The 12429-nt window shown below is 71.0% G+C and carries 9 protein-coding genes; 2 read left to right on the top strand and 7 right to left on the bottom strand.

Annotated features, from left to right (window positions below):
• Positions 1 to 112: 112 nt before the first annotated feature.
• The gene (locus MXD62_RS07015; RefSeq protein ID WP_020462929.1) at positions 113 to 547 is read right to left on the bottom strand and encodes a hypothetical protein; all 435 of its coding nucleotides are present in this window, start codon (positions 545 to 547) and stop codon (positions 113 to 115) included.
• Positions 548 to 1026: 479 nt separating this feature from the next.
• On the opposite strand from MXD62_RS07015, the gene MXD62_RS39125 reads away from it, so the two are divergent.
• On the top strand, positions 1027 to 3393 hold the full coding sequence (locus MXD62_RS39125; RefSeq protein ID WP_308301206.1) for a BTAD domain-containing putative transcriptional regulator: 2367 nt from the start codon (positions 1027 to 1029) through the stop codon (positions 3391 to 3393).
• 263 nt (positions 3394 to 3656) lie between these two features.
• Positions 3657 to 4637, top strand: a complete 981-nt coding sequence (locus tag MXD62_RS07030) for a hypothetical protein (protein ID WP_248828608.1) — start codon at positions 3657 to 3659, stop codon at positions 4635 to 4637.
• Here the strand turns inward: MXD62_RS07030 and recQ are convergent.
• From recQ to MXD62_RS07060, 6 genes are all read right to left on the bottom strand, one after another.
• Positions 4615 to 6483, bottom strand: a complete 1869-nt coding sequence (gene recQ, locus MXD62_RS07035) for a DNA helicase RecQ (protein WP_248828609.1) — start codon at positions 6481 to 6483, stop codon at positions 4615 to 4617. The genes MXD62_RS07030 and recQ overlap by 23 nt on opposite strands.
• 100 nt (positions 6484 to 6583) lie before the next feature.
• Complete coding sequence (locus MXD62_RS07040; RefSeq protein ID WP_071062174.1) at positions 6584 to 7618, bottom strand: LacI family DNA-binding transcriptional regulator; 1035 nt, start codon at positions 7616 to 7618, stop codon at positions 6584 to 6586.
• Positions 7615 to 9084 (bottom strand): GH1 family beta-glucosidase, encoded by a 1470-nt coding sequence (locus MXD62_RS07045; RefSeq protein WP_248828610.1) that lies wholly within the window; start codon positions 9082 to 9084, stop codon positions 7615 to 7617. The genes MXD62_RS07040 and MXD62_RS07045 overlap by 4 nt, the downstream gene beginning before the upstream one ends.
• Positions 9081 to 9920 (bottom strand): carbohydrate ABC transporter permease, encoded by an 840-nt coding sequence (locus tag MXD62_RS07050; protein WP_248828611.1) that lies wholly within the window; start codon positions 9918 to 9920, stop codon positions 9081 to 9083. Before MXD62_RS07050 ends, MXD62_RS07045 begins: the two co-directional genes overlap by 4 nt.
• Entirely contained in the window at positions 9917 to 10921 is a 1005-nt protein-coding gene (locus MXD62_RS07055; RefSeq protein ID WP_020462923.1) for a carbohydrate ABC transporter permease, read from the bottom strand. The genes MXD62_RS07050 and MXD62_RS07055 overlap by 4 nt, the downstream gene beginning before the upstream one ends.
• 24 nt (positions 10922 to 10945) lie before the next feature.
• On the bottom strand, positions 10946 to 12214 hold the full coding sequence (locus MXD62_RS07060) for an ABC transporter substrate-binding protein (RefSeq protein ID WP_248828612.1): 1269 nt from the start codon (positions 12212 to 12214) through the stop codon (positions 10946 to 10948).
• Between the last annotated feature and the right edge of the window lie 215 nt (positions 12215 to 12429).

Here is a 12429-nt window from a genome sequence, read left to right on the forward strand (position 1 = left end):
CCCGCCCACCCCAATAATTGCCCCCCCCGCAGGGGGGGGGCGGGGCCCCCCCGGCGGGGGGGGCGCGGCCTCCGTCGGAGCGGGGTGGGCGCCCGGCGCGCCCGGTGACCTCCTAGGCGTAGATCTCGATGATCTTGGGCAGGGTGAAGACGGTGAGCGGGTAGTGGAGCAGGTTCCCGTTGTTGTTCAGCCTGAACGTGACGATGGCGCCGAGCTGGTAGACCCCGGCCGCCAGCGTGTTGGCGGGCACCGTGCGCTCGGTGTCGGCGCGGCGGTAGCCGAGCTGGCCGTGGGTCGTCGACTCGACCCGCGACGGGATCGGGTTCGCCGGGGCGGGGCTCCCCAGCCCGTTCACCCAGTACCGGACCGAATAGCGCAGAATTCCGACGAGGAGCCCGTTGAGGGCGCCGGCGAGGTCGAAGTCGATCCACACGGTGAACGGATCACCGACTCTGATGATGTTGGTTGGCGCGACTCCGTTCGAGTCCTCGATCGACACGTAGTCGTCCGCGGTGATCTGCCCGACGGGCTCGCCTACCTGGGTCATTCGCTGGTTCCTCCTGAGATGTGGCCGCTGTTGACGGCAACGAATTCCGGGTTCGGATCCTGTCTACCTGCGGGCGATTAACGATCTTGCTCGGGTGGATTAAGGTGGCGGTCGGGCCGGTTAATCGGCTGTGCCGCGGGCTCGGCGGGGCGCGGTAACCGCTGCTCGCCCCCATTAACGCCTGCCGGGAAGCCGGTTGGGATTCTCGCCGGCCGCTGGTATTGGGGCTCGTGCCACCCGTGCCGCGGCGGCTGCCTCCCGGCGTGGTTGCGCGTAGCCGGGGTTCGCCGGCCGTCCACGGCTGAAGTGGTGGATTTGGTGGCGCTGTCCGCACGCCCGGCGCAGACCTCACCACTTCCTGACCGAACGGTGATATGGATGTGGATGTTCTTTCGTTGTCTTTACGGTGTCTTCACTGTCGGCTGCATGGGGGATGCATGCTCGCGGGCAAGGTGCTGGAACCTCTCGGAGCTGAGCCGGTGGCGGCGCATTCTTTGTTTGTCGACGCGGTGACCGGCGGCGTCACCGTGTTTGTCGCGCCACCCGGCACGCTGCTCACCGACGGGCTCGCGGCCGCGCTGGAGGCGGTCGGCCGGACACCGGTCTGGCTCCGGCTGGGCGTCGAGGACCGCGATCCGGCGACCTTCCTGGCAACGATGATCACCGCGGTGCGGCGCAGGGCCCCCGGGTTCGGCGCCACCCTGCTCACGCGGGTGCGGGCGTGGCCGGGCCCGGTGCACGGGTGGGACGACATCTTCCGGCGGCTCGGCGCGGAGCTGGCCGAGCGGCTCCCGCCCGACTCGGCGCTGGTCCTGGAGCATGCAGACCGGATCGATCCGCACGGGCCGTCGTTACGCCTCGCGTGCGGCCATGTTCTGGGCGCTCTGCCCGAGGCGACGCCCCGCGTCCTGATCGGCCACGACGCGCTCCCGAGCACCGAGGCGCTCGGGGACGCCCGCCGGCCGCCGGCCGAGCGCGCCCGGCTGCACCCGTCGGAGGTGGAGCTCCCCGGCGGGCTCGGACTCCGGCGGCGTCACGCGGCGGCGCTCCTCGGCCGGTCCGCGGCCCTCCGGCACGCTGTCGAGTTCGCGCGCACCACGCTGTCGGACGGTGATCTGGCCCAGGCTCTGCGCGGCCGGACGCTCGTCGGCGTGCTCACCTCGCTGGCCCGCGCCGTCCTCGCGGGCGCCACCGGTGCGGGCCGTCGAATGCTCGCGCGGCTGCTGCACGTCGAGTACGTCCTCCCGGAGGCGGACCGGCATCAGCTCGCCGAGCTGGCCGGACCGTGGTTCCAGCCGTTGATCGGCGACTGGTCACGACTGCGCACCGTCTGGCGCGCTCCGCTGCTCGCGGCTCTGGCCGAGGACGCGGCACTGGACCGCGAGACCCTGCGCGGCACCGCGCTCGAACTGTTGCGGGCGGGCGCTCCGGAACAGGCGATCCCCATGCTGCTCGAGTTCGACAATCGCGCGGTGGCGGCGCGGGCGCTGGCCAGGGTCGCCGACGACATGATCGCCGCCGGCCAGTGGGTGACAGTCGGCGGATGGCTGGACCAACTGCCGCCCGAGGCTGTCGAGGCGGAACCGGATCTGCTCGACGCGGCCGCGCACGTCGCCTCGGCCCGGGGCCAGCAGGGCCCCGCCCGTCATCGGTCCCACGCGGCGGCCGCCGCGGTCTCCGAGACGGAGCGGCTGGCCCGGCGGCTGGCGGACATCCGGCGGGACCGGCGCCTGCATGCCGAGGCCGAGGCCGCGCTCGCCCGGTCGGAGCACGAGACGACGGCGCTCCTGCACGCCCACATCGCCGGTGTGTCCGGCGGCCCCGAGGCGCCGAGGGCCGCGGACGCTCCGCCGGGCACCCCGTTACTCGGCCTGGTGCCGGGGCCCAGAAGCGCCGGTCTGGAAGCGGTCCGCCGCGGGGATCCGTTCCCAGGCCCACTCGCGGGCTGGCCGGACGTCACCGGCCCCGTCCCCCCGGACGGGACGACCGCCCTCGTGGCCAGGGACGACCGTCTCGTCGCCGGGGGCGGGACCGGGGGCGGGACCGGGAGCGGGGGCGGGAGAGTTGGGAGCACGGCCGCGACGGGCCAGGTGGAGATGGCCGTGCACGTGCTGGGACCGCTGTCGGTGACGGTGAACGGGCGGCTCGTGCGAGGCTGGGGCGCCCGCCCCCGGTCCCTACTGGCCTACCTGGTGATCCATCGGGCGGACCTGCCCCCGCGGGAGGTCGTCACCGAGGCGTTGTGGCCACGCGCCGACCTGCCCGCGGCGCGGAACAACATTCAGGTGGCCGTGTACGGCGCGCGCCGCGCCCTGCGGGAGGCGGTTGACCGGCAGGTCATCGTGTTCGAGCGCGGCGTGTACCGGCTGGCCGCCGACGTCATGGTGTCCATCGATCTCGACGCGTTCGAAGGCCATGTCCAGGCTGGTCAGCGTTTCGCCGACGCGGCACGCGTCGAGGCCGCCATCGCCGAACTCGAAGCGGCGGTGGCGCTGTACCGGGGCGATTTCCTCGCCGACGCGCGTTCCGAGGACTGGGCCGTCCTGCGGCGCGAGCAGCTGAGGCTGGCCTACCTGGACGCGCTGGACCGGCTCAGCTCGCTGTACCTGGAGACCGGGCAGTACTCGGTCTGCGCGCTGCTGTGCCGGCAGATCCTCGAGCGCGACCCGTGCCGGGAGGACGCCCACCGCCGGCTCATGCGCTCCTACGCCCGCCAGGGGCAGCCGCACCTGGCGCTGCTGCAGTTCCGGACCTGCGTCGACATCCTCGCCCGCGAGCTGCGCGTCGCCCCGGGACCGGCGACAGCGCGCCTGCACGAGCGAATCCGCCGACACGAGCCCGTATAAGCGACCCCCCACCCGGCAGCCCGGCTTTCCGGACCGCCGTCCGGCGATGCGTGGCGGTTGACCGTCCTGGCTGTCACTCAAGCGCCACGCTTTCCCGGTGCCCCGGTGTGCGCCGCCTGGTCGCGGGTGTGGTTGGTTTTCCCTTGGTTCTTCGGGGTGATTCATGTTGCTAGAATCCCGGTGTGCGGCGGAGTGAATATGCGGTTACCACGGATCACCACCAGTTCCTCATCTACAGCCAGAATCCGATGACGGGCTCCGCTGTGATTCCTGACGGCTTCGGTGATGGCCTGGTGGTGGTCGGCCGGGTTGCTTTGAAAATTCTCACGGGCACCACGTACGGACCGGTCGCCGTCCGGGCTGAGCTACACAACCGGGAACCGGATCCGCCGGCCGCGGAGTGGACCGAGGTCTCCGAGGTGAGCTTCCGCGTGCGCACCGGTCCGCTGCGGATCGGGACTCTCATGGGTGGCCCGGCCCTGGACGGTCCGGACCTCGCGGTCTCGGGCCCGGGGTCGTATCGGATCAGGGTCGCGGCCCAGGCGCGGGACCGGAGGTTGTCCGGCGTCGACGCGGAGCCGGACGATCAGGGCGAGCGTTATCTGATCGCGCTCTGGGAGGCTCCGAAGGCACCCCCGGTGACGCTGCGGAGCTCCGACCTCACGGGCAGGTCGTTTCGCGGCGAGCTGCCCGTGGCGAAGCTCGACGACGAGATCGAGAACTCGGCTCGCCACGCCTTCGGTGAGCTGATGGCGCTCCTCCACGCCGGTGCCGGCACCGCGGTCTCCAGGAAGGTTCCGTTCGAGCCGCGGGTGGCGACGGTGGCGCGACCGGAAAGCGTGGCGGGCGCCCTGGGGAACATCTGGTTCTGGCCCGGCTGGGTGGGCGTCTCGGGTGGCGCGGGTAACCATGGTGATTGGCGCACGAACCTCGAAATCTACGGTCTCAGCGTGGCGGGCGAGGCTACCTTCGAGGCGTCATCCGTTAACACGACCTGGCAGTACTACAGAATGACCACACCTTCCGGGCAGGATCCCTTTCCGCGCTTCGAGCCCATGCTGGCGGCGCCGGCCACGATACGGATCGCCTGGGCTGGTGGTACGGACGGAACGGTCGTGGACCTGAGGCATCAGGAGCTCGCGGAGCCGCTCGCATCCGCCACGGCCGATCTTTGGCGCTACTATCTCGCCCGACTGGTCGCCTTCTGCGAGCTGGGTATTTTCAGTCACCATCCGTGGCTGTAGGCGGGGCGTCGGTGCACAGCGGGAGGATGTGTTCGCCGTACTTGGCCAGCTTGTTCTCGCCGACGCCGTTCACCGTCGCGAGCTCGGCGAGCGAGGAGGGCGCGCGGGTGGCGATCTCGCGCAGCGTGGCGTCATGGAAGATCACGTAGGCGGGAACGCCCTGTTCCTTGGCGGTGGCGCCCCGCCAGGCGCGCAGCCGTTCGAACAGCGGCGCCGCCTCCGCGGACAGTTCGACCGGCTCGGCCCGGCGTGCCTTCGTCGCCGAGGAACTGGTGGCCTTCGCCGGTCGCTTCGGTTCGCGCCGCATGGAGACCGTCCGCTGCCCGCGCAGGACGTCCGCGCTCGCGTCGGTGAGGACGAGCGTTCCGTGCTCACCCTCGACGGCCAGCAGCCCCTGGGCCAGGAGCTGGCGGACCACGCCACGCCACTCGGCCTCGCTGAGCTCGGTGCCGATGCCGAAGACCGTCAGCGAGTCGTGGCCGTGCTGGTTGACCTTGGGTGTGCGCCGGCCCAGCAGGATGTCGACGACGTGGCCGGCGCCGAACTTCTGCCGGCGTTCCCGGTGCAGGCGCAGCACCGTCGACAGCAGCTTCTGGGCGGGCACGGTCGCCTCCCAGGACTGCTGCGGGTGCAGGCAGGTGTCGCAGTTGCCGCAGGCGCTCGACCCCTGCTGCCCGAAGTACGCCAGCAGGCCGACCCGGCGGCACTCGATGGTCTCGCACAGTGCGAGCATCGCGTCGAGGTGGGAGTTGAGCCGCCGGCGGTGCGTGGCGTCGCCGTCGGAGGCGTCGATGAGCCGGCGCTGCTGGACCACGTCCTGCAGGCCGTACGCGAGCCAGGCGGTGGAGCGCAGCCCGTCCCGGCCGGCGCGGCCGGTCTCCTGGTAGTAGCCCTCCACCGACTTCGGTAGGTCGAGGTGGGCGACGAAGCGGACGTCCGGCTTGTCGATGCCCATCCCGAAGGCGATCGTGGCGACCATGACCAGGCCGTCCTCACGGAGGAAACGGGCCTGGTGCTCGGCGCGGACGCGTGCTTCGAGGCCGGCGTGGTAGGGCAGCGCGGCGATCCCGTTCGACACCAGGAACTCCGCGATCTTCTCGACCGATGCCCGGGACAGGCAGTACACGATGCCCGCGTCGCCGGGGTGCTCGGTGCGCAGGAGCTCCAGCAGCTGTGCCTTCGGGTCGTTCTTCGGCACGATGCGGTACTGGATGTTCGGCCGGTCGAAGTCGGCGACGAAATGGCGGGCGTTTCCCAGCCCGAGCCGGTTCGTGATCTCCTGGTGGGTGGCCGGGGTGGCGGTGGCGGTCAGTGCGACGCGCGGCACCTGCGGCCAGTGCTGGTGCAGCTCGGAGAGCAGGAGGTAGTCGGGCCGGAAGTCGTGCCCCCACTGCGCGACGCAGTGCGCCTCGTCGATCGCGAACAGCGCGATCTCGCCCTGGTCGAGGAGCTCGATCGTCGCGCGTACCCGCAGCCGCTCGGGAGCCAGGTAGAGCAGGTCGAGCTCGCCGGCGAGGAACGCGGACTCCACCGCGCGGCGCTCGTCGGCCTGCTGGGTGGAGTTGAGGAACCCCGCCCGGACCCCGAGCGCCAGCAATGCGTCGACCTGGTCCTGCATCAGCGCGATGAGCGGGGAGATGACGACGCCGGTGCCGGGCCGGACGAGCGCCGGGATCTGGTAGCACAGCGACTTGCCGCCGCCGGTCGGCATGAGGACCAGCGCGTCGCCACCGCCGACGACGTGATCGATGATCTCCTGCTGGCCGTCGCGGAAGGACTCGTAGCCGAAGACGCGGCGGAGCACTTCCACGGCGTCACGCGGGACGCGAACCGAGGGCGAGGTCACCGCGCCACTGTAGAAGGCCTCACGGGACGAGGGTGACGCGAGTTCGCGCCTGTGGACAACCCGTTCCCGACCCGCCTGTTGTCCCCAGCGGGGAACCAGCTCAGGCTGACGAACGGATCACCAGCTCCGTCGGCAGGATCACCGACGCCGCGTCGCCGGTGGGATCGGCGATGCGCCGCAGGAGCTGGTGCACCATCTCCGCGCCGAGCCGCTCCACCGGCTGGCGGACGGTCGTCAGCGGCGGGTCCGCGTAGACCGCCGGCGCCGCGTCGTCGAAGCCGACGACGGCGACGTCGTCGGGAACCCGCCGCCCGGCGGCCCGCAGCGCGCGCAGCACGCCGAGGGCCATCAGGTCGGAGGCGGCGAACACCGCGTCGATCGTCGGGTGCTCCGCCAGCAGCCGGGCCGCCGCCGCCTGGCCGCTGGCCTCGGTGAAGTCGCCGGTCTCGACCCGGGTGGCCGAGGCCGGCAGGCCCGCGTCGCGGGCCGCCTGCGCGTAGCCGGCCAGGCGGTCGACGCCCACGCTCATGTCCACCGGCCCGGCGACGGTCGCCAACTCGCGGCGGCCCGTCGCGACGAGATGGCGCACGGCCTGCCGGGCGCCGCCCACGTTGTCGGCGTCGACCGAGTCGACCGGGTCGCCGGTGAGCAGCCGTCCCGCCATCACCAGTGGGACCCCGGCGCCCGAGACCGACATCGGCATGATGTCGTCCCCGTGCAGGGAGATCAGGAGCACTCCGTCGACGTGGCCGTTGCCGACGTAGCGCAGCGCCCGGTCGCGCTGCCGGTCACCCTGCACCTGTAACAGGACGAGCTGGAGCTGGGTGACGCTCAGCGCCTGGTTCACTCCGCGCAGCACGCTGGCGAAGAACGGGTCGGCGAACACCGTGTCGGGCCGCTCGTGCACGATCAGCACGATCGTGTCCGTCCGCCGGGTCACCAGGCTGCGGGCGGCCTGGTTCGGCACGTAGCCGAGCTCGGCGATCGCCCTGGTGACCGCGGCGTGCGCCGCGGGGGAGACGCGGAGCGACCCGTTCACCACCCGGGAGACCGTCGCCCGCGACACCCCCGCCAGCTCGGCGACGGCCTCCAGGGTCGGCGCCTGGCGGGTCCGGGCCGGTGGCTCCGGCGTCACCGCGTCCCGCTTGCCGCGCGGTGCTCCCGGATCAACCGCGAGTACCACAGCCCGCTGGACTTCGGCGTGCGCACCAGGGACTCGAAGTCGACGTGCACGATGCCGAACCTCATCCGGTACCCCTCGGCCCACTCGAAGTTGTCCAGCAACGACCACACGAAGTATCCCCGAACGTCGACCCCGTCCTCGGACGCCTGCCGGACGGCGTCGAGGTGACCCGCCAGGTAACGCACCCGCAGCGGGTCGTGCACCGTCCCGTCCGGGGACACCTCGTCGTCGTAGGCCGCGCCGTTCTCGTGGATGTAGAACGGGACCCCCGGATAGTCCGCGCCGAGCCGGCGCAGCAGGGCCAGGAAACTGCGCGGCCGGACCGGCCAGCCCAGCGCCGTCACGTCCTCGCTCGTGGGCACCCTCGTGACGTTCCCCGCGCCGGCGAAGGGGGTCGGCTTCGGGGACGGGTCCGGCCCGGGCGCGACGATGTGCGGCGCGTAGTAGTTCACCCCGATCCAGTCCACCGGCTGCGCGATGACGGCGAGATCACCGTCGTGGACGGGCAGCTCGGCGCCGGCCCGGGCGAAGTCGGCGATCACGTCGGACGGGTACGTGCCGTGCAGGACGGGATCGAGCCAGAGCCGGATCTGCTGCCCGTCGACGAGCCGCACGGCGTCGCCCGCCCCGCCGGCGTCCGGCGGCGGTTCCGCCGGAATCAGGTTGAGGGTGATGCCGACGTCCGCCGCGCCGTGCGCCCGCAGCACGGCCGCGCCGAGACCGTGGGCCAGCAGCAGGTGGTGGACGGCCCGGACGGCGGCCCCGGCGTCCCGCACCCCGGGGGCGTGCCGCCCGGTCAGGTGTCCCTCGAAGGCCGAGCACCAGGGCTCGTTCAGGGTCGACCAGTGCCGGACCCGGTCGCCGAGCGCGCTGACGACGTGCTCGGTGTAGTCGGCGAAGCGCAGCGCCGTCTCGCGGTTCGGCCAGCCGCCGGCGTCCTGCAGCGGCTGTGGCAGATCCCAGTGGTAGAGCGTCAGCCACGGGTCGATCCCGGCGGCGAGGAGCTCGTCGACGAGCCGGTCGTAGAAGGCCAGCCCGTCGGGGTTCACGGCCCCCGACCCGGCCGGGACGATCCTCGGCCAGGCGACCGAGAACCGGTACGCGCCCAGGCCGAGGCCGGCCATGAGGGCGACGTCCTCGCGGTAGCGGTGCAGGTGGTCGGCGGCGACGTCGCCGTTCTCGCCGTTCGCGGTCATGCCGGGGGTGCGGGCGAAGACGTCCCAGATCGACGGCCCGCGGCCGCCCTCCCGGGCGCCGCCCTCGATCTGGTACGCGGAGGTGGCGGCACCCCACACGAATCCGGTGGGCAGGCCGGTCGCGATCCGGGCCGCGAGCTCGTCGGCTCCCGGCGACGGCTCGGGCGCCGGTACTCCGGTGGCCGCTGTCGTGTCCGTCGCCGGGACGGGGCTGGTAGTCAACCTTTCACCGCGCCTTCCATGATTCCGCCGATGATCTGGCGGCCGAACAGGGCGAATACGACGAGGACGGGGAGCGTGCCGAGCGCGGTGCCGGCGAGGACGAGGGTGTTGTCCCGGTAGTGGCCCGCGGCCAGCGTGCTGAGGGCGACCTGGACGGTCGGGTTCTCCGAGTTCAGGACGATCAGCGGCCACATGAAGTCGTTCCAGGCCTGCATGAACGTGAGCAGGCCGAGCACGGCCAGGCCGGGGCGCAGCGCCGGCAGCGCGACGTGCCAGTACAGCCGCAGCGTGCCGCAGCCGTCCATCCGCCCGGCGTCGAGCAGCTCGTCCGGCACGGCCTGGAGGACGTTCTGCCGCATGAACACGACGCCGAACGCGGTCACCGCGGTCGGCAGGATCACCGCGACGAGATGGTTCGCCCAGCCGAACTCCTGCATCTCCAGGTAGAGCGGGATGATCCCGAGCTGCATCGGGACCATCATCGTGGCGATCACGGTGAGCAGCAGCGCGCCGTGGCCCCGGAAGGTCAGTTTCGCGAACGCGAAGCCGGCCGCCGAACAGAACAACAGCGTGCTGACGGTGATCGACCCCGCGACGATGAGGGAGTTCAGCAGGGCCTTGCCGAAGTTCACCGTGTCGAACACCCGGGCGGCGTTCTCGAAGAAGTGCCCGCCGGGCAGGAAGGGCGGCGGCAGCTGCCCGACCGCGTCGTTCGTCCGGGACGGGATCATGAACGTCCAGTACACCGGGAACGCGGAGACGAACAGGGCCAGGAGCAGGAACGGATAGCGCAGCGGGCCGGAGTGTTCGCCCGGGGTGCGGGAGAAGGCGGTCACCGGGAACCCCCTTTCAGCCGGGAGCCGCCGCGGGTGACGAGGTAGGCGAGCGCGGCGAACACCACGGTCACCAGGAACATCACCCAGGCGATGGCGGAGCCGTAGCCGAAGTTGTGCAGTCGGAAGCTCTCCTCGTAGAGCAGGAGGGCCAGGGTCTGGAACTGGTGGCTGTTGCCGCCGGAGACGCTGCCCGGAGAGGTGTCGAACAGCAGCGGCTCGGTGAAGAGCTGGATCTGGCCGATGACGGAGACCAGCGCGGTGAAGGCGATGGTCGGCCGCAGCGCGGGCAGTGTGATGTGCCAGAGCTGCCGCCAGGTTCCGGCGCCGTCCATCGCCGCGGCCTCGAAGTGCTCCTTCGGGATCGCCTGCATCGCGGCCAGGTAGATGAGCGCGTTGTAGCCGGTCCACCGCCAGATGACCATCGACGAGATGGCTATCTTCGACGTCCACTCGCCGGCCTGCCAGTTGACCGGGTCCAGGCCGACCTCGTCCAGTAGCCAGGTGACGAGGCCGAACTGGCGGCCGAAGATCTGGCTGAACACGATTGTCACCGCGACGATGGACGTGATGTTGGGCAGCAGCACGCCCATCCGGAACAGGGTCCGCCCGCGCAGCCTCGCGTTGAGGATGTGCGCGAGTATCAGCGCCAGCGCCAGCTGGGGAACCGACGACATCGCCATCAGCAGGAAGGTGTTGCCGACCGCGTTCCAGAAGAAGTCGTCGGAGAGCAGGTCAGCGTAGTTCCGTAGCCCGACGAACCGCTCGGCGCCGGGGTGGAGCATGTCCCGGTCGGTGAGCGAGATCCAGGCGGTGTACAGCATCGGGAAAAGGCCGAAGGCCGCGAATATCGCGAAGAACGGCGCGATGAGCCCGTAGGGAACCGCCGCACTTGCCACCCGCCGCAGCACGGAGCGTGCGGTGCGTGGGGTGCGGTCGCCCCCCGGCGTCCGCCGCCGGGGTGGGGCGGGGTCGGCCGCGGGCGCCGGGGTTGCGATCGTCATCGCCGGATCTCCCTCCTGCCGAGCTCAGCGAGCCGCGCGTTCCGCTTCGTCGACCGATTCCCGGAACGCGGCGTCGGGGGCCTGGTCCTCCTGCTCGATGCGCTGGATTCCGTGCTCCATCGCCTGCCGCACGGCTCCGTGCTTCGCGCCCTGGTACTGCGGCGCGAGCTTGATCGCCGATTCACCGAAGATCCGGCCGGTGGGGGCGTCGTCGAAGAACGGGTTGGCGAACGACTGCACCGCGGGATCCTTGATCGCCCCGAGGCTGGAGGGGAAGTTGCCCGTCTCGGTGAAGATGCGGGTCTGCTGTGCCGGGGCGGTCAGGAACGAGACCAGCTCGTAGGCCAGGTCCTGGTGATCGCTCTGCGCCGGGATGGTCAGCCAGGAGCCGCCCCAGTTGCCGCTCCCGCCCGGGATGGCGGCGATGTTCCACTTGCCGGCCGTGTCCGGCGCGTTCTCCTTGATGTAGCCCTGCATCCAGGCCGGGCAGGTGATCGTCGCGAAGGTGCCCGCCTTCATCGCGGTCACCCATTCGTCCTCGAACGCGACCAGCCCGGCGGACTGGCCGTCTGCGATGGCCTGCGCGGTCGCGTCGAAGGCGGCTTTGACCTGCGGATTCGAACCGACGATCAAGTTGGGTGTGCCGGTGGCGTAGTAGCTCTCGTCGAACTGGAAGACCTGTGCGTTGTAGATGTTGGTGCCGGCGTCGAAGAACTTCGGGCCGGTGTTCTTCGCGGTGAAGGTGCGCCCGGTCTTGAAGTAGTCGTCCCAGCTCGGCCAGAGCGCGCTGACCGCTGCCGGGTCGGTCGGCAGCCCGGCGGCGGCGAACAGGTCGGTGCGGTAGCACATCGCGAGCCCGCCGACGTCGGTTCCCAGGCCGATCTGGGTCTTCCCGTCGGCCGACAGTGATCCGGCCCACTTGAACTCGGGATAGTCGGCCTGCCGGTCGCCCGCTCCCAGGTCGAGCAGGTTGACGAACTGCTCCGGAGCGGCCTTCAACTGCGCCATGAAGCCTTCGTCGACCGCCTCGACGTCGGCGGCTCCGGACCCGGCCGCGAGGTGGTTGACCAGGTTGTTGTGGTGGTCGTTGTACTCGCTGACGGTCTCGACGATCTCGATGTCGGGGTGGCTCGCCTCGAACTCCCGGTACAGATCCGTGTATCCGAAGACGCCGAACGTGTTGATGGTGAGCTTGGTCTTCCCTCCGTCGTCACCGCAGGCGCTGGTCAGTAACGCCATGGCCAGGACGGCCGTCCCGGCCATGGCCGCGTGGCGACCTCGTCGTGCCTTCATGAAGCCCTCCCTCTGGCTTCACACCCACCGCGCTGATCGCGTGTGAGCGCTCTCATGGCTTCGAAACTGTGAACGGACATGACGGGACTGTCAAGGGTTGATGACCCTCGGATAAATAGACTCCGAAGAGTGTTCGACGGACTCCCCAAAGGAGTCGAAAGCCGTCCCGGGTGAGGGTCTGGACGGCTGGCGCGGATCATGCGAACCTGGCCGGA

The organism is Frankia sp. Mgl5 (assembly GCF_023242985.1).
Classification (GTDB): domain Bacteria; phylum Actinomycetota; class Actinomycetes; order Frankiales; family Frankiaceae; genus Parafrankia; species Parafrankia soli.

What these genes read in the sequence shown, in the direction of transcription:
- MXD62_RS07055 (WP_020462923.1), bottom strand. Translation starts at nt 10,921, where the DNA reads ATGACGATCGCAACCCCGGCGCCCGCGGCCGACCCCGCCCCACCCCGG.
- MXD62_RS07015 (WP_020462929.1), bottom strand. Translation starts at nt 547, where the DNA reads ATGACCCAGGTAGGCGAGCCCGTCGGGCAGATCACCGCGGACGACTAC.
- MXD62_RS07060 (WP_248828612.1), bottom strand. Translation starts at nt 12,214, where the DNA reads ATGAAGGCACGACGAGGTCGCCACGCGGCCATGGCCGGGACGGCCGTC.